The organism is Brumimicrobium glaciale (genome assembly GCF_004152935.1).
In the GTDB taxonomy this organism is placed as follows: Bacteria; Bacteroidota; Bacteroidia; order Flavobacteriales_D; family Crocinitomicaceae; genus Brumimicrobium; species Brumimicrobium glaciale.
This window is the reverse complement of sequence record NZ_SETE01000002.1, coordinates 798,001-817,575: the sequence shown is the minus strand read 5'-3', so window position 1 is coordinate 817,575 and position 19,575 is coordinate 798,001. Positions and strand designations below refer to the sequence as shown.

13 protein-coding genes are annotated in these 19,575 nt (G+C 32.6%); 6 read left to right on the top strand and 7 right to left on the bottom strand.

Translation table 11 applies throughout. The features are described 5' to 3' along the window. Window positions 1–3 precede the first annotated feature (3 nt). A complete protein-coding gene (locus ERX46_RS07130) occupies window positions 4–162 on the bottom strand; it encodes a hypothetical protein (protein WP_207214130.1) in 159 nt (52 codons plus the stop codon). Between the two features lie 293 nt (window positions 163–455). Here ERX46_RS07130 and ERX46_RS07125 point away from each other — a divergent pair, with 293 nt between their 5' ends. Further along, entirely contained in the window at window positions 456–2,603 is a 2,148-nt protein-coding gene (locus ERX46_RS07125; RefSeq protein ID WP_130093150.1) for a prolyl oligopeptidase family serine peptidase, read from the top strand. 135 nt (window positions 2,604–2,738) lie between these two features. Here ERX46_RS07125 and ERX46_RS07120 read toward each other — a convergent pair whose 3' ends face one another. Further along, a complete protein-coding gene (locus ERX46_RS07120) occupies window positions 2,739–4,136 on the bottom strand; it encodes a T9SS type A sorting domain-containing protein (protein WP_130093149.1) in 1,398 nt (465 codons plus the stop codon). Between the two features lie 472 nt (window positions 4,137–4,608). On the opposite strand from ERX46_RS07120, the gene ERX46_RS07115 reads away from it, so the two are divergent. The 5 genes from ERX46_RS07115 to ERX46_RS07095 all read left to right on the top strand — a co-directional run bounded on the left by ERX46_RS07115 (window position 4,609) and on the right by ERX46_RS07095 (window position 12,690). Continuing rightward, the gene (locus ERX46_RS07115) at window positions 4,609–6,492 is read left to right on the top strand and encodes a lamin tail domain-containing protein (RefSeq protein WP_130093148.1); all 1,884 of its coding nucleotides are present in this window, start codon (window positions 4,609–4,611) and stop codon (window positions 6,490–6,492) included. A gap of 537 nt (window positions 6,493–7,029) precedes the next feature. Next, on the top strand, window positions 7,030–9,240 hold the full coding sequence (locus tag ERX46_RS07110; RefSeq protein WP_130093147.1) for a lamin tail domain-containing protein: 2,211 nt from the start codon (window positions 7,030–7,032) through the stop codon (window positions 9,238–9,240). Between the two features lie 298 nt (window positions 9,241–9,538). Continuing rightward, window positions 9,539–11,104, top strand: coding sequence for a lamin tail domain-containing protein (locus tag ERX46_RS07105; protein ID WP_130093146.1), 1,566 nt, complete (start codon window positions 9,539–9,541; stop codon window positions 11,102–11,104). 352 nt (window positions 11,105–11,456) lie between these two features. Beyond that, window positions 11,457–12,083: a hypothetical protein gene (locus tag ERX46_RS07100; RefSeq protein ID WP_130093145.1), complete on the top strand. Its 627-nt coding sequence runs from the start codon at window positions 11,457–11,459 to the stop codon at window positions 12,081–12,083. A 16-nt stretch (window positions 12,084–12,099) separates the two neighbouring features. Next, window positions 12,100–12,690 carry a hypothetical protein gene (locus tag ERX46_RS07095; RefSeq protein WP_130093144.1) on the top strand — a complete coding sequence of 197 codons (591 nt, stop codon included), beginning with the start codon at window positions 12,100–12,102 and terminating at the stop codon, window positions 12,688–12,690. Window positions 12,691–12,826: 136 nt separating this feature from the next. On the opposite strand, the gene ERX46_RS07090 is transcribed toward ERX46_RS07095, so the two are convergent. The 5 genes from ERX46_RS07090 to ERX46_RS07070 form a co-directional block, all read right to left on the bottom strand. Further along, a complete protein-coding gene (locus ERX46_RS07090) occupies window positions 12,827–14,260 on the bottom strand; it encodes a trypsin-like peptidase domain-containing protein (protein WP_130093143.1) in 1,434 nt (477 codons plus the stop codon). Between the two features lie 8 nt (window positions 14,261–14,268). Beyond that, window positions 14,269–15,054, bottom strand: a complete 786-nt coding sequence (locus ERX46_RS07085; protein ID WP_130093142.1) for a hypothetical protein — start codon at window positions 15,052–15,054, stop codon at window positions 14,269–14,271. 304 nt (window positions 15,055–15,358) lie between these two features. Continuing rightward, window positions 15,359–16,570 (bottom strand): hypothetical protein, encoded by a 1,212-nt coding sequence (locus ERX46_RS07080; protein WP_130093141.1) that lies wholly within the window; start codon window positions 16,568–16,570, stop codon window positions 15,359–15,361. Window positions 16,571–16,681: 111 nt separating this feature from the next. Beyond that, window positions 16,682–17,404 (bottom strand): SIMPL domain-containing protein, encoded by a 723-nt coding sequence (locus ERX46_RS07075; RefSeq protein ID WP_130093140.1) that lies wholly within the window; start codon window positions 17,402–17,404, stop codon window positions 16,682–16,684. Window positions 17,405–17,593: 189 nt separating this feature from the next. Then, window positions 17,594–19,474: a WG repeat-containing protein gene (locus ERX46_RS07070; RefSeq protein ID WP_130093139.1), complete on the bottom strand. Its 1,881-nt coding sequence runs from the start codon at window positions 19,472–19,474 to the stop codon at window positions 17,594–17,596. Window positions 19,475–19,575: the final 101 nt, after the last annotated feature.

Genomic DNA, 19,575 nt, shown 5'->3' with positions numbered 1-19,575 from the left:
AAGTTAGCTTTTAAATTTAAATTGCTTTCGAGCTTCTTCCCACGGAATTAAATCTTCCTTTTTGTTCTTTTTAACTCTCTCTAGAACAACCTCTTTCTGCCATTCAGGAATTACAAAATCATCATCGGAAACCTCCAATCCCAATTGATTAAAAACTTCCATAAAAAAGTCAAACTTATCTTCTGGTATTTTTAATGTAATCTCTTTAATATTATAAATTTACAAACTTATTACTAAAGCTAACTTTTAGCTTGTACGATAACGCTAATTCGAATCCTGCGAAGTAATTGTGAAAAATAGATATTGAATCGTATTCTATTAAAAATCCGCCTTAATCCGCGTTGCTTGCATCCGCGTTATCCGCGTTCCGTCATCCCTATTTCCCCTAAACCAACTAGTGGTCTTCGAATACCTAGATTTTCCTTATCTTTGCCTAATTCAAAAAAGAGAGAATTATGTTTAAAAAACTATTAGTTATACCTATCCTTGGTAGTTTGCTCATCGGATGTAATCAAGGTAATCAAGAAAAAGAAGAAATGAAAACAAGTTTGACTTATCCAGAAACGGAGCAGCGCAGTGACGCTGATACAATTTTTGATAAAGTAATTGCAGATCCATACCGTTGGTTAGAGGATGACATGAGTGATGAAACTGCTTCTTGGGTAAAGGCGCAAAATAAAGTGACTTTTGATTACTTGAGTGAGATTCCTTATCGCAAGCAATTGAAAGATCGTTTGTCGGAATTGTGGAACTACGAAAAAGTTTCTGCTCCAACGAAAAAGGGAGATTATGTTTACTATTATAAGAATGATGGTTTACAAAATCAATATGTTGTTTACAGAAAAGACAGCGCTGGAAAAGAAGAAGTATTTCTAGATCCAAATACATTTTCAGAAGACGGAACAACATCTTTAGGTGATTTATCATTTACGGAAGATGGATCTTTAGCAGCTTATGCTATTTCTGAAGGTGGAAGTGACTGGAGAAAAGTAATCATTATGGATGCTTTGAAAATGGAGATTTTAGAGGATACTTTAATCGACGTTAAATTCTCTGGACTTTCTTGGAAAAACAACGATGGTTTCTTCTACAGTAGTTATGACAAGCCAAAAGGAAGTGAATTGTCTGCGAAAACAGATCAACACAAATTGTACTACCATAAATTAGGAACAACTCAAAAAGAGGACAAAGTAATTTATGGAGCTTCAGCAGAAGAGAAAAGAAGATATGTTGGAGGAAGCGTTTCTAAAGATGGAAAATACTTATTCATTTCTGGATCTGTATCAACTTCAGGAAATGAATTGAGCGTTTTAGATTTAACGAAAGAAAATGCGGAAATCAAGACAATAGTATCAGGTTACGATCAAGATGCTGGCGTTGTAACGACGAAAGATGAAACTTTCTACATTTCAACAAACTTAAATGCGCCAAATAAAAGATTGGTAAAAGCAACTTTTGCTAATCCAACAACTGACAAGTGGATAGATGTTATTCCAGAAACAAAAAATGTACTTTCTATTTCTAAAGGAGCTGGATATTTCTTCGCTCAATATATGGTAGATGCAATTTCTGAAGTAAAACAATATGATTACAATGGAAAATTAATTCGTTCAATCGAACTTCCAGGAATTGGTACAGCTGGTGGATTTGGTGGAAAAGAAGAAGACGAAGTTTTGTATTATTCTTTCACAAATTACGTAACTCCTTCAAGCATTTTTGAATTTAATCCTGAATCAGGTGAATCAGCAGATTACTGGAAACCAGAAATTGATTACAATCCAGAAGATTATGTTTCAGAACAAATTTTCTACGCTTCAAAAGACGGAACGAAAGTTCCGATGATTATTACACACAAAAAAGGATTAAAAAAGGACGGTAAAAATCCAACGATTCTTTATGGATACGGTGGATTTAACGTAAGTCTTACTCCTGCATTTTCTGTAGCAAACATTGTTTGGATGGAAAACGGGGGGATTTATGCAGTTCCAAACCTTCGTGGAGGTGGAGAATATGGTAAAGAATGGCACAACGCAGGAATCAAAATGAAAAAGCAAAATGTATTTGACGATTTCATTTCTGCAGCTCATTACTTAATTGATGAAAAATATACAACATCTGATTTTCTTGCAATTCGCGGTGGATCAAATGGAGGTTTATTAGTTGGAGCAACAATGACACAAGAGCCAGGTTTAGCGAAAGTAGCTTTGCCAGCAGTTGGAGTTTTAGACATGATTCGTTACCATACATTTACTTCAGGAGCGGGTTGGGCTTATGATTACGGAACATCAGAAGATTCTCCAGAAATGTTAGATTACTTGTTGGGTTATTCTCCAGTTCACAATGTGAAAGAAGGAGTTTCCTATCCAGCAACAATGATCACAACAGGAGATCACGATGATAGAGTAGTGCCAGCACATTCTTATAAATTCGCAGCGGAATTACAAAAGAAAAACGCTGGGGATGCACCAATGTTGATCAGAATTGAAGTTAACGCTGGTCACGGTGCAGGAACTCCAATTAGTAAAACACTAGATCAGTATGCTGATATATTTGGATTTACGCTTTATAATATGGGAGTGAAGGAATTGACAATTGATAATTAACAATTGATAATTGTTTTGATAATTTTAAAAGCCTTTCGATTGATTTCGGAAGGCTTTTCTTTTTAAAAACAACGAGCGCAGCATTTTAAGTTTCTCCAGTTTTTTAATTTCAAAGCTTTTGTGAAATTTATTTTCCTACTGTTTTATTATTTTCTTGATTATTCTCCCAGAATTGGTATTCAGAAAATAAACACCATTTATGTAACTACCAAAATCAATGCTAAAGTCTGACTGGGTTATTGTTTTTTGCTTCATTATTTGTCCAGAAGTATTGGTAATTGTTAAGGTTTTACCAATTAATTCTTGTGGAACATTAAACATTATCTTTTCGGTTGTTGGATTTGGATATAGTTTAACTTGAGCTTCTAGGTTTATGTTTGACGTTCCCAAAGTAGTGGAATTTAATCGAGCAATACGATTGCGCTCGACTCCGTTATTAAGATGGAATTCACCTCCAATAATTATTTTTCCATCATTTTGAATTTGAGTAGTTCTAATGGAACCTCCTAAAATAAAGACGGAATTAAAACTATTGTCCAAAACTCCGTCAGAATTTAACCGTGCTATGTTTTTTATGCCAGTATTACTGAATTCACTGAAATCACCTCCAACAATAATTTTATAATCATTTTGAATTGAGATTGTCCAAACATCATTATCAAAACCTTCTCCTAAATTGAAACTAGTATCAATACTACCATCTATATTTAATCGAATTATTTTTTCATTTCTAAAGTTATTATAGTAGCTAAATGCTCCTCCTACCAATATCTTTCCATCGTTTTGAATAGAAGTTGTTCGAACAACGGAATTAAATCCCGCACCTGAAATAAAATTTGGATCTAAGCTACCATCTGCATTAAGACGAGCAATTCTATTAACATTTGAACCATTATAAGAAGAGAAATTTCCACCCACAATGATTTTACCATCAGTTTGGATAGAAAAACTCATTACGTTATTGGTGTTAGTATCAAAACCACTTCCTGAGTTAAAAGTCTGGTCGATACTACCATCGGCGTTCAAGCGTGCAATGTGATTGACAATATTAGCATTCAATTCTAAGAAATTACCTCCGACAACTATTTTACCATTTTCTAATATCAATATACAATGAATAGTACCATCTAAAATTCCAGCATTAAATGAAGTATCCAAGGTGCCATTAATGTTGAGTCTTGCAATTCGATATACATTAGAACCGTTGTATGAAGAAAATTCTCCACCTACAAGTATTTTCCCATCTTCTTGTATAGAAATTGCTCTTACGATATTATCGAATCCGCCGCCAATATTAAATGAATTATCTACAGTACCATCTAAATTAAGTCGAACAATTCTATTTTTCCCGGAACTGCTGATAGATTCAAAATGCCCTCCCAGTATAATTTTACCATCATCTTGAATTGCGCTGGTATTTACAACAGAATTTAAAATAATATCAGGATCAAATGAAGTGTCTAAATTTCCGTCTTGTGCATTAATATGTAAATGAAATATAATTAGTATTGAAGTAAGTAGTATCTTTTTCATACGTTTTATTTTTTTCCCTAAAGTAAGTATTTATTTTAATGCTCCTATGGTTGCTGTTATGGGAATTGAATCATGATCCATCATCGCGTTAACAATCCGCTGGCTACCGGAAGATATTTTATCATTAACAATTAGAAAAACATAACCTTTTCATCAAGTTTATATAAATTCAATTAATTATTAAACAACGCTGAGCTACTTCCGATGGCTATGCGGGATGCTCTGTTGTGCTCGTTGTTTAAAATTGAAAAGTATCTTCATAAAGGAGTAGTGCCATCAAATAATGGATTTAATATCTTTAATAATCTATTGACTTTTAACGATTTAATCTTCTGAATATTTAGTTAGTTAACAATTTGGTAATGTCACGAATGCTTAATTCCAAGTTTATCCCGTTACATTCGCGGCACAAAAAAACTTACTTAATATTTCTCACGAAACTGTGGAAATAAATTTAAAACGCCTAAACAAGATGAAGAAATTTAACATTTTTATGTTAACCGCATTGCTAATTACTTTTTCAAGTGTAACAACTGCGCAAGACATAGTCATTACAGAAATTATGTATAACCCACCAGAGTCAGGATCTGATTCATTGGAATTTATTGAGATTTATAACAACGATGTTGTTGCAGTAGATATTACAGGCTGGACGTTTACGGATGGAATTACACATACATTTGGTTCAAGAACGATGATTCCAGGTGAATATATTGTTCTAGTGAGAAATTATTCTGCATTTCAAAGTGTATATGGATATACAGGAGCTATTCAATGGAACGGTGGAGTATTGGCAAATGGAGGAGAAGATATTGCACTTGCTACTGCTGGTGGAGCACAAACAATTGATGTCGTAGATTTTGACGATAACGCTGCATGGTCAGGAAATGAAGCCGATGGTGGCGGAGCATCACTTGTACTGTGTGATCCAAGTTCAGATAATACTGACCCAGTAAATTGGTATCCTTCAACAACTTCTTCCTCCGTTTTAATTAACGGAATAATTGCGCTTGGGAGCCCTGGATTTGCAGATGATTTTTGTGGAACACTTTGTAATACTGCTGCTACAATCACAGAAACGGGTTGCGATAATTTTACTGTGCCAAGTGGAGATGAATCTTATACTATGAGTGGATCATATATGGATACTATCGTAAATGCTGCTGGTTGTGATTCCGTGATTACAATTAATCTAACGATCATTAATTCAACAACAGGAACAGATGTACAAACTGCATGTGGAAGCTATACTTGGATTGATGGAATAGCTTATAATTCATCAAATAACACAGCAACTCATACGGTTACAGGAGGTGCGGCAAATGGTTGCGATTCAATTGTAACATTAGATTTAACAATCAAACCTGTTGCCACTGGAACAGATGTTCAGACAGCTTGTGCAAGTTATATTTGGATTGATGGAATAGCTTATACTACATCAAATAACACAGCAAATCATACAATTACAGGAGGAGCAGCAAATGGATGTGACTCAATTGTAACATTAGATTTAACAATAATCAACGGAGCAACTGGAACGGATATTCAATCAGCTTGTGGAAGTTATACTTGGATTGATGGAATGACTTATACTTCATCAAACACAACTGCAATGCACACAATAGTTGGAGGAGCAGCAAACGGATGTGATTCAATTGTAACATTAGATTTAACAATCAACAATCCAACGACAGGAACAGATGTTCAAACTGCATGTGGAAGTTATACTTGGATTGATGGAATGACTTATACTTCATCAAATAATACCGCAACTTTTACTATTGTAGCAGGAGCAGCAAACGGATGTGATTCAATTGTAACTTTAGATTTAACAATCAACTCATTGAATGATGCGGGTGTTGACTCTTCTCTTACTGTTTGTATGAATGAGCCAATAGATTTTGACACTTTAAGTAGTTTAGGAACAGCAGGAACGTGGTTAGATTTTACGAATACCGCAGTTTCTGGAGTAGTAACACTTTCTTCAATTGCAGGAGATTATGAGTTTAGATATATCATTTATACATCTAATAATTGTCCAGCAGATACAGCAACGTACACCATTACAGTTGATGGAACTTGTGATTATTTGAGTGTAAACACAGAATCAATGATTGATGTTTCGGTTTACCCAAATCCAGCTTCAAGCATTTTAACAATTCAAAACTCTTGTAATACAACTTCATTAAAAGTTGAAATGTTAGATATGAATGGAAGAATAGTATTGGTTGAAAATGATGTTTTCAATAACTCAAGTAAAGCTAATTTAGTAATCGATCACCTTAATAAAGGAATCTATACACTTCGTATTTCTGATGAAACATCACAGAAGTTATTCAAAATTGTGAAGCAATAAATAGAAGAAAATAATTGTTTTTAGAAAAGCGTTTCTCGATTGGGAAACGCTTTTTTTGGTTGTTGATTTTTGGAAGTAGTTGAATGAAAGTTTGAGAGTTCAAATGCTTTCATCAGCGTTTCATTGTGCTTGATGGAAAAATAAGGGTTTGATTTTGAGCTTATTGATTGAATAAATTATTTGCATAATTTATTCCTGAAAGCTTCCTTTTGATAATTGTAGATGTTTCCTATCCTGAATGAAGCTTCGGGAGAGAGGAATTAAGAGAGAAGACTTTTGTTCAATAAAAATACAATACCAAACTTAATGTCACTTCTACTTCCTGTATATATTAGTTTTGTGACAACCAGTAACGAATCATTATATCTGTTAATTTATTGACTTACAATACGTTATTGTTTGCAGCTTTCAGGCAGTTAATGATTTAATAATGTAGCTAATATTGAATTCTAAGTTATTCACCTTACATTCGCGGCACGAAAAAATTACTAAATATTTCTCACGAAACTGTGGAAATAAAAAAACCTATTAAACAAGATGAAGAAATTTTACTTTTTTATGCTAACTGCATTAATGATCACTTTTTCAAGTGTGACAACTGCACAAAACATTGTGATTACTGAAATAATGTATAACCCACCTGAGTCAGGAGTAGATACATTGGAATTTATTGAACTCTATAACAACGACGTTGTTGCAGTAGATTTAACCGGCTGGTATTTTACACAAGGTGTAACACATACTTTTGGAGCAGTTACGATGAATCCAGGAGAATATCTTGTTGTTGCAGTTGATGCCGCGGCAATGCAGAATGTATTTGGATATTCAACTGCAATTGAATGGACAGGAGGAGGTTTATCTAACGGTGGTGAGGACATTGTTCTCTTAGATGCCGGAGGTTTTACTATTGATATAGTTGATTATGATGATAGTGGATTCTGGCCGAGCGGTTCAGCTGCTGGACAACCAGATGGTGGCGGAGCTAGCCTTGTGTTATGTGATCCAAATTCGGATAATAATGACCCAACAAATTGGTTTGCATCTACAACATCGACGGGTGTGACTGTTAATGGAAAACTTCTTTTAGCTAGTCCTGGAGCAGCTGATGCTGTTTGTGCTTCACTTTGTAATTCCTCATCATCAATTTTAGAAACTTCTTGTGGTACTTATACTGTTCCAAGTGGTGATGAAACATATACAACGAGCGGAATTTACTTGGACACTATTCCAAATGCAGCAGGATGCGACTCTATAATTACTATTGATTTAACAATTAATGCTAATGCAACAGGAACAGATGTTCAATCTGCATGTGGAAGTTATACTTGGATTGATGGAACGACTTATATTTCATCAAATACTACAGCTACGCATACAATTACAGGAGGAGCAGCAAACGGATGCGATTCAATTGTAACTTTAGATTTAACAATTAATCCAGTTGCTACAGGAACAGATGTTCAAACAGCATGTGGAACTTATATGTGGATTGATGGAACGACTTACACTTCATCAAATACTACAGCTACGCATACAATTACAGGAGGAGCAGCAAACGGATGTGATTCAATTGTAACTTTAGATTTAACAATCAACAATTCAACAACTGGAACAGACACGCAAGTTGCTTGTGGAAGTTATATGTGGATTGATGGAATGACTTACACTTCATCAAACACAACTGCAATGCACACAATAGTTGGTGGAGCAGCAAACGGATGTGATTCAATTGTAACTTTAGATTTAACAATCAACAATTCAACAACAGGAACTGACGCGCAAGTTGCTTGTGGAAGTTATATGTGGATTGATGGAATGACTTACACTTCATCAAACACAACTGCAATGCACACAATAGTTGGTGGAGCAGCAAACGGGTGTGATTCAATTGTGACTTTAGATTTGACAATCAATAATTCAACAACAGGAACTGACACGCAAGTTGCTTGTGGAACTTATATGTGGATTGATGGAATGACTTACACTTCATCAAACACAACTGCAATGCACACAATAGTTGGTGGAGCAGCAAACGGATGTGATTCAATTGTAACTTTAGATTTAACAATCAATAATTCAACAACAGGAACTGACACGCAAGTTGCTTGTGGAACTTATATGTGGATTGATGGAATGACTTACACTTCATCAAACACAACTGCAATGCACACAATAGTTGGTGGAGCAGCAAACGGATGTGATTCAATTGTGACTTTAGATTTAACAATTAACGCTTCAAATGATGCGGGTGTTGACTCTTCTCTTACTGTTTGTATGAATGAGCCAATAGATTTTGACACTTTAAGTAGTTTAGGAACAGCAGGAACGTGGTTAGATTTTACGAATACCCCAGTTTCTGGAGTAGTAACACTTTCTTCAATTGCAGGAGATTATGAGTTTAGTTATATCGTTTATACATCTAGTAATTGTCCAGCAGATACTGCAAATTACACCATTACAGTTGATGGAACTTGTGATTATCTAGCTATAAACACAGAATCAATGATTGATGTTTCGGTTTACCCAAATCCAGCTTCAAGTATTTTAACAATTCAAAACTCTTCTAATACAACTTCATTAAAAGTTGAAATGTTAGACATGAATGGAAGAGTTGTATTGGTTGAAAATGAGGTATTCAAAAACTCAAGTAATGCGAATTTAGTAATCGATCACCTTAATAAAGGAATCTATACACTTCGTATTTATGATGAAACATCACAGAAATTATTCAAAATTGTGAAGCAATAAATAGCAGACATTTAAATATTTTTAGAAAAGCGCTTCTCGGTTGGGGAGCGCTTTTTTTGGTTGTTGATTTTTGGAAGTAGATGAATGGGCGTTCAAATGCTTTCATCAGCGTTCCTTTTAGCAAGCCACGCGCTATACTGTTAGACAGATAACGCCAATTTCCGATTTAAACCTTCAGAACATCCATTTTAGCCCCAATAATTTACTAAATCAAACTTTTCACCTTATGTTTGTTCCTTATAAGTTATACTTTGTGTTTTTTCTAAAATGACTGAAACACTACAACCTTATTTATAAGATGAAACAATTTTACTTTTTTATCCTAGCAGCATTAATGCTCGCTTTTACAAGTCTAGTAAATGCTCAAGACATTGTGATTACAGAAATTATGTATAATCCACCAGAAGCAGGAACGGATTCTTTGGAGTTTATTGAACTCTATAACAACGATGTTGTTGCAGTTGATCTTACCGGTTGGTCTTTTACGCAAGGTGTTTCACATACATTTGGTGCGGTTATTATGAATCCAGGCGATTATCTTGTTGTAGCTAAAAATGCTTCGGCAATTCAAAACGTATATGGATATTCTACTGCAATAGAATGGAACAGTGGAGCATTGTCGAATGGAGGAGAAGCCATCGTTCTTGCAACAGTTGGAGGAGCGCAAACTATTGATAGTGTGTATTATTATAACACTATTCCTTGGGCGGGTGCAGAGGCAAATGGAAATGGGGCTTCCATTGTTTTTTGTGACCCAAGTTCAGATAACACTGACCCAGTAAATTGGTATGCTTCAATTACTTCCTCTTCTGTTGTAGTAAACGGAATAACTGTATTGGGAAGTCCTGGATTTGAAGATGCAGTTTGTGCAACGCTTTGTAATTCAGTATCTACAATCTCAGTATCGGATTGTGGAAGTTACACAGTTCCAAGTGGGAATGATACGTATACTGCAAGCGGATCTTATATGGATACTATCTTGAATGCTGCGGGTTGCGATTCAGTTATTACAATTAATTTGACAATCAATAATTCGGTAACTGGAACAGATTTTCAAACTGCATGTGGAAGTTATACTTGGATTGATGGAATGACTTACACTTCATCAAACACAAATGCAATGCACACAATAGTTGGAGGAGCGGCAAATGGATGTGACTCAATTGTAACATTAGATTTAACGATTAACAACGTTGCAACAGGAACAGATGTTCAGGCAGCTTGTGGAAGTTATACTTGGATTGATGGAACGATTTATACTGCATCAAATAACAACGCAACTTTTACAATTTTAGCAGGAGCAGTAAATGGTTGTGACTCAATTGTAACTTTGGATTTAACAATTAACGCTTCAAATGATGCAGGTGTTGACTCTTCTCTTACTGTTTGTATGAACGAGCAAATAGATTTTGATACATTAAGTAGTTTAGGTACAGCAGGAAATTGGTTTGATTTTACGAATACACCAGTTTCTGGAGTAGTAGCACTTTCTTCAATTCCTGGTGATTATGAGTTTAGTTATATTATTTATACCTCTAGTAATTGTCCAGCAGATACAGCAACGTACACCATTACAGTTGATGGAACTTGTGATTATCTAGCTATAAACACAGAATCAATGATTGATGTTTCGGTTTACCCAAATCCAGCTTCAAGTATTTTAACAATTCAAAATTCTTCTAATACAACTTCATTAAAAGTTGAAATGTTAGATATGAATGGAAGAATAGTATTGGTTGAAAATGATGTATTCAAAAACTCAAGTAATGCGAATTTAGTAATCGATCACCTTAATAAAGGAATCTATACACTTCGTATTTATGATGAAACATCACAGAAATTATTCAAAATTGTAAAGCAATAAATAGAAGATATTTAAATATTTTTAGAAAAGCGTTTCTCGATTGGGGAACGCTTTTTTTGATTGTTATTTTTTTTAAAATAGATGAATGTTAGTTAGAGAATTCTAATCTATTCAATAGCGCCTCATTGCTCCTGATACCTATAGGAAATGCACTGTTAGGATCTTTGTTTTAAGAGAGAATTTGTTTTTAAGTTTGTTTATGAAATTTAATATTTATCAAATTAATTGTAGAAAAGCTGCCTTTGATAACGGTAGATGTCTACTTCTTTTGGAGAGGGATTAAGGGTGAGAACTTATGAATTCCGTTATTCTCATAATCAAAAACTTATATCTTTACAGAACACTATTTATAATGAGCAGAATAAAAAGCATCTTGGCATCCAAAGTAACTCGAAATATTGGGAAAGTTATTTTTATTTTACTTTGGATTATTGTAATTACTTTTTCTTTTAACTTCATTACAGAATCACTCAGTAATTATTTTGATCCAGAGCCTGACTGGGATAAAGTTGGAATCTCAACTATTGGAACTGTCAGCAGTATTAAAACGGGTCGACCAAACTACACAGATTTTACTTTCGAAGTAAATGGAGAAGAGTATATGGCTCCATCGTCATTTAGTCCCTATGGATTGACTTACACAGAGAAGTATGAGATACTATACAGTAAAGAAAATTACGAAAAGATCAAGGTGATAGAATGGAGACCTATTATATTAGAAGATGAAGAAATTGATTTTCTAGAAATAGAAGCAAAGGTGACAAAATTGATAAATTCTAATCCTTTTAGCTTAGACTCTGATTTTTCAGGTATAAGATTTGAATTTAACTTAAACGGGAAAACAGTCGATAAAACGCAAAGTCTACCTCCCTACTTTAGAGAGCTATATCCAAATATTGAAAAAGTTAAAACGTGTAAAGTTAAGTATTGGAAATATGATCCGCAAAGAGCTATACTGTTACTGGACGAATGTAGATAAGAAATATTAAAATGATATGAGTTTAATTATTAGAATAGGGTTACTACTGATTTTTGGCTTTTCTTTTTTTTCATGTTCAATTGAAAAAGATAAAACGGAAGTGGTTTTAAATGAATTAAAGCAGTCAAACATTTCAGGGTATATAGATTTTGAAAAGGAAATTACATTTATGGATTCCACTTGCTTAATTCAATTTCGAAATTCACTTCATAAAGTCATTTGGGATAAAGATAAGGTCAATTTAGAATATGGTATTTTATTCAGCCCGACAAAAGTTGAGAATAAATACTATTCTGAGGCTCATGAGAATAAATTTATTCTTTTCGAATTGAAAAAGATTACGAACAACTTAGATTCAACAGCCGATACAAATTACATGTTTGAAGCTTATTATTTAAGCTCTTATTCTGAATCAATGAAGCCATGTTATTTCACCGAAAACAATACTTTATTTGTAGATAGTATTGTGGATATTTCACCCAGAACTGAGTTTTTAAAAGGTAATTGTATTATGAAATTCACGAGACCGGATAATGTTCCAGGTGTATTTAAGTTGTATCAACCAGATTCAAATGAAATAAAATTAATTGATAGCCTTCTGCCTTGAATTTAGTTTGAGTTTTTGTAATCTAGTTGAAGGAATTACTTCATTATTTAAAATTCTCAATATTAAAATTTACAAGAACTTCGTCTAAATCAACATCCTGAAAATTCGTAATTCGTAATTTAAAATTCCTAATTGATTAATATACAATCCTCAAAACCTCCAAAATCTTCTCCGTAGGAACAGCAAATGCAATTCCTTCTATTCCTTCACCAATTAATTTTGATGAGATAATTCCAGTTACTTCTCCGTTTTCATTGAGTAATGGTCCGCCACTATTTCCTGGGCTCACAGATAAATTGAGTTGATTGAAAACCTTTCCATCAATTTCTCTCAATCCACTCACCACACCTTTCGATAAACTTTGACCGAGCTCAATGTCGGTTGGTGTTCCGATTGTTGAAACATCTTGTCCTAATTCAATAGGCAAACTATTTAGCTTTAAAGGTTGATATCCGCTCCCAGGAATTTTGATTATTGCAACATCAAAGGCTTTATCTTTAGAAATCACTTCAGCATCGAAAGTCATTCCGTTTTTTAAATGAATTTTTAGTTTGTTGGCATTTTCTATGACATGATAGGAAGTCATAATTAGTCCAGATTTATCAATGAAAAATCCGCTTCCATGTCCGTTTTCTGTTTCAATGGTAACACAAGATTTACTTGCATATTTTATCATTTCAGAAAAACTTGAGAATTCATTTGTCGCCAAAGAATCAATCGTTAATTCGTCTAAGACAGTAGCGATTTCTTTTTCAGGTTTGGTGCTTTTCAATAATTCATAAAATTCGTCATTGCTCACAAAATCAACCGTAGCATCTTCTAGCGCTGCATAATTTTCCTGACTTATTGAAAAGTATCTGCTTCTGCTTTCAATTTCTCCTGTATTTTTATAATCTAATACAATTTTATCTGTCGCTCTATCTTTGACTTTCCAATTGAATTCAATCACAATATTGTTGTCAAAGTATCCTTTCCCATTTATTATTTTTATATCCAAATCAATGATTTCAACACCTACCATAAATCGAGGATTTAATCTTTTGTTTTCATCATTAAAAAGCTTTGAAACTTGATGAATTGGCGTGTTTATTCCTGCATTGTTAGCAATTTCATAAAAGAGTTCTTCAACTTTTTCTGATCCAATTTTTGTTGATCCAGTCCAATTTATCGATTTTGTTTTGTCTGTTCTGTTTTTATAACTTCCAAGTTCCTGACCGTCTTTGAAGGTCACAATTAGTTTATCGAAAATTACCAAAGGAGTAAGCGTGTCAAACTTTAATTCTGGATAAATTCTTTTCAGTTTACTGTTATAGCTGAAATCAAAATCTCTTGGTTTCTTAGTCAGCGTATCGCTCCAAGGATAAAAACCTTCTTTTTCAACAGAAAACACCAATTGATTATTTTTGGCTTCCCTCCAGTAGAAATCATATTCGCAAGGAGTTTTACAAATCTCTTCATTGTTCATTTTTACTGAAGCATTAGAAGGGAAAGTTTCAAAAGTATATCGAAATTGAGAGAAATATTCTCCAGTAAAACTAATGATGAGTATAAAAGATAAAATGTATTTCATAATAGTATTTAAAAGTAAAAACCTATACCTAGACTTGTAGAAAATATTGTTTTTAATCCGCTCGCTTGACTTTCAAATATCACATATTGGTGAAGATTATCATAATTGCCATAATCATAAGGAACCCTGTATTCAAAACTAACTTTATCAAAAAGTATGAAGTTTACGCCTATTTTGAAATCGAGATATAAATGATCTGTAATGTGAGGTGATAAACCAAGTCTTAAACCCGGTGAAATAAGGCTGTACTCTTCAGTGTAATTTATATTTTCTGCTGGAATTTCAGGTATGAAATTGTTACCTGATCCATAAGAAGAATAATAAGGCCTAACAAATGTGAATGCTTCACTAACCTTTAAATTAGATACATTTACATCAGTATAAAAATTCAAATAACTATCAAAGTAAATCCTTCCGAACAACGATATTATACTTTGATAGGAAACATTATAATTATATTGATAAGCAAAATAGCGGTTAAATTCATCATTAATAAGAATATCTGTAACCTTTTTTTCAAAAAAAACACCGCTACTTGTTTCTGAATTTTTGAATGAAAAGTCAAAGTTTTGACTTATTGGTAATGAAAATTCAAAACCAACTCCAAAATGACGTTTAAAACGACTAATTGCAGAAACTGATGCTGTAAAAGACTTCACTCCCGTCAGGGTTGATCCAGCATTAGAATATAATGAAAGTCCTTCATAACCTCCGCTAACATTAATATAAGTGAATTGGCTTCTTGCGTTAAACAGGAGAAAAACAAAACATATAAATAAATAGAACTTTTTCAAAAGCTAAATTTTTAATGAGTATTTAATTGATATTCAAATTTATGAAAAAAATTAAAATAAGCCATGGTTATTTTCCTAGTGCTGTAACTCATAAATAGCGATGCTTAAATTTAGCTTAAATTTTTTCTTTAGACAAGGCAAAATTTTCAAGCATAGCCATAGTTACGGTTTAAAATTTTAACGAAGGATAAAGTAAAAAGAGGAGTGAACCGCAGCAAAGCAAGCTCATGAAACCCTTTTAAAATTTTTATGATTGAATAAATAAGCGATGGTATTTATGAATTAGAGCACGAGTCAAAAGCGCTTACCTATAAAATGTATATTCATATTTTTCAACTAAAGTGGTATTTATTTTTTCTTCAAAAATATATTTTCTCTTTTCCATAAAATAATCATCTGTGTTATAATTGTAGCTTGTTTTTTCCTTTAAGAGACCATTTTCATATTTTTTTTCAATCACTTTTTCTCCTTCATCTTTATAAAACCACAATCTGCTGATTTTGCCTGTTTGCAAATCTGTTTCTATAAAAGGTTTTCCATTTTCTAAGTATTCATAAGAATAATTATTTGTCACATATCCCTTTACTATGTGGTGATACTTTGTTGTTTTTAATTTATTATCAGGGTAATAAGTGAATTCCCTAATAAACCAATTTTCGGCATGTTTTAATAAATTCCCTTTATAATCGTAGGCTGTAAAATAACCATTAATCAATTCATTGCTGATTTTCGATTGGTATCCTTGCGTAACTTCATAATATGCTTTATGATAATCATGGATGTATGCATAAATTTCCACAGTATCTTTTTCTGAATATTTTAATAAAGATTTACTGATGAGATTACCTCTTTCGTCGTAAAGAAAAAACTTTTTATGTGGAGTGCCAAAATTATGTATTGGATAATCAATTAACACAATTTGATTTTGATCATTGTATTCATAAATGGCCTTAAAAACAATCTGTTCATCTCTTTTTCTTGTTCTACTGGTTAATAAGTTTTTATCATTGAAAGTCTGATAAACATAATGATAAGTTTTTTTTGAAAAAATGTTCAATTTATCTGTAGTAAATTCTTCAATTATATTGTCGTTAGAATCTCTAATGTAGTGGGTGAAATTCTTTCCATTCAGAATTGATTTATAGATTATTGAGCCTTTTTCATTGTATTTTAATGTAGATATAAGTTTACCATCAATATAATTGCGTCGTTTATTACCTTTTATTTTGTAGTTCAAAACTTGCGTTTCAGGTTCCCACTTGTAAATTGTATTTTCTATGGTGTCTCCAGATTTATCAAATTTTGTTTCTGATACCATCCTTCTTCTTATTAGTGAATCTCCATAATAGAGAATTTGCTCACATTTTACTTTTTTTACATTATCAAGTTTAAAATCAAAATCTGTTTTAACATAAGTGTTTTTTGGAAATTGAAAATAGCCATTAGGTTCATCTTGTGATAAGGAACTTCCGATAAATAGTGAGACAAAAAACGTAAGTACAATTAGTTTATTCATGTTTTATTGGTTATTAAATGGCTCTATTTTTTTAAAAATTATTAAAATAACTTTTAGCTATTATAAATTCAAATACTTTTCAATTCTATAAACCTCAAAAAATTCATTCATTTATTTTACCTCAAACTTTACGTAAATCGTTGATTCTAATTTGATTTTTCTAAACTGAATTGTTCCTAAGTATTTCTCCTGCTTAGGTTCTTCGTAAAGGTAATTGTTTGAACTTCTTGATCCTCGAAGTTGAATGGACTCACTTGCAAAATCGGGTGAATTTGAACCTCTGTCATTAATAATAAGTGCTGTTCCTGTCTTTTGTCCGATGGCCGTCAACAAATAATCTGCTTTAGATTTTGCATTTTGAATGGCTTCAATTTCGACTTCTTTTTTGAATTCTTTGATTTTTGAATTACTTACTTTTGAGATATAAGCATTGTCAATTTTTAAATCGTCCAGCTTTTCAAAAACGGAAGCTACTTGCTGAGCTGAAGCTAGTTTAAGTTCATATTCACTTTGAGAAATAACATCTTTCACTGTCCATTTAACTCTTATGTAGTCAGCTTGGGCGTCTGATACGGTTAGATTTTCAAGAGGGATTTTCAAATCTGTAAGTGCTTGTTTGAGTTCCTTTTCTTGTTGTTCTACAGAAATTTTATCACGACCTGACTCCCTTTCGCGAATAGTAATAGAAACATAAATTTCATCAGGAATTATTTTCTTTTCAGCATAACCAATTACTTCAATGTAAGGTTTCTCTTCAAAGTTCTTTTGCTCTTGTCCGTATAAAAAATGTGTTAGGAAAGTAACTGCTAAAAGGAGTGTTGAAATCAGTTTCATAGTTTTAGATATTTGAGTTTTAATTGTTTTTTAGCGTTCTTAAAGTTGTTAATAATCCTGATAGTTTACATTTCAGGTAATAGTCTTTATTTATCTTGTCACAATTATAAGTAATAATTGCAGAACCTGCTTAATTTAAACTTTAACATCAGTACTGAAATAACAAATGATCTCACATTTTTAAAATGATCAATTCTCAATTCTCTCCCCTTTTTTATCAATCATAAAAAACTCATTATCCAAAGTAACCCTCAACTTTCCATTCGTGAATGTTTGTTGACTTTCTTCATGGATGATTGAAATTACAATATTTCCAAGCGGATCAATGTAACCCCACTTTCCGTTTAGACTTATGCGATACATTCCACTTTGGTATAAACGGTTAAGGATTTCATCGTATTGACAAGGAACTTCTATTTGAGTTGATGAGTAATAAATCCCCCATAATCCATTTTTCATCACCTTATAAGAATTGAACCCCAATTGTATGAATTTTTCGTATCGAACAGGAACTATTTCTATACCATTCGTATCAATTAAACCATAAAGATATTCTTTTGATTCTTCAATTTTCTTTTTAACAGTAATGTGATTATAATAAGGTTCATCAATGATTAATCCGTCTGGAATAGCAATTTGATTTCCACGTTTATCTATTAACTTCCATTCATTGGCGTTTGGTAAAGGTGGATTGTTAGAATAAAATTCTTTTATCTTCTCCCTAGTAAGCATTCCTCTGGGTTTTGCAATTGTATCTCTCACGGCAAAAATATTTTCTCCAATCAATCGAAAATCGGTGAACTGTCCAAGAATCTTCTTGTTCTGCTGAAGGTCGAAAAGAGATCGATTTGTATAATAGATTGAATTGTCTTGTTTAATATTATCAAGTCCGATTTTTTGCCATTCATATTGTTCATATTTCCCTAAAAGTTCACTGAAAGCATAGTATCTGCTATTTAATTGAACAAGATATTCGAATTTCTTTTTGGTTAATAGTTTTCCATCTTTATCTGATAATTCATAGCCTTTAAAGTTATTTTCAAATACATTTATTCCATTATCTCTATTTGGATTTTGTTTTACCGTGATTATTGAAAAGTCATCATGGAATTGAATGTCATCATATTCACATGCTTTAATCGTTTTTCCTCTATAATCAATTATTCCCTTTTTATTATTCATTTCAACAACCACTTTGTCATGACCAGGAATTGGTGATTCTGAATATCCACGTTCGGTCTTTGCGTAACGAATTTTATCAAAAACGGGAAGAATTATCTTTTTGAAATTCCAATCGTATGCGCCCCATTTATTACCAATCGAAACCAAAATAATACCTTTAGTATCCATGAGAACCTGATCATATTTACATGGAATCACTTCGTTTCCTTTGAAATCTATCAGACCATTTTTAGATCCATCATTCACAATTGCATAACAACTATCTTTTATCTGATGAACATACTCGTACTTTAAAGTCTTCGTTATTGTGCCCAGCGTATCAATAATATGGAACTTTCTATCCTTTTGAACTATCGCATAATTATTTACAAAAGGATAAGCTTGTTTGTAGCCATCGTTAAGAATTATACTATGACTTTCGTTAATATAAACCATCCATGGAGAACGATAAGTGGGTTGCAGGCCATCATTGAAATCCCAACCTATACCAGGAGCATTATAAGAAAACACTCTACCATTTGTGTCAACATAAACTCGGTTTTCATTGAAATAGGCAAAAGCAACATTGTTTTCAAATGGATGAATTCTTTCGTATTTGACTGGAGTAACTGGTTGACCTTTTTTGTTAATCAATCCCATTTTTCCATCCAATTCCACAATTGAAAAATCGCCAATAAATTGATTTATTCGATCATATTTTGGTTTACAAACAATATTGTCGTTAGAATCTATCAAACCATAATATCCTTTGTCAAGAATAAGCTCAAATCCATGACCTAATGGATGATAAGATTCCAATTTAAAATAATTATTTTTAACCAGAGAATCTTGCGATAAACCAATAGGGCAGAGGAGAAGTAGAAAGAATGTTATGAATAAATAGCGCATAATCTAATTGTTTACCTCTTGAAGTACATTTTTAGAGATTTAAGGTTCATTTGGAATTATTTTCTTTTTTCGTTAGCTATTATAGCATTTAAACAATTTTT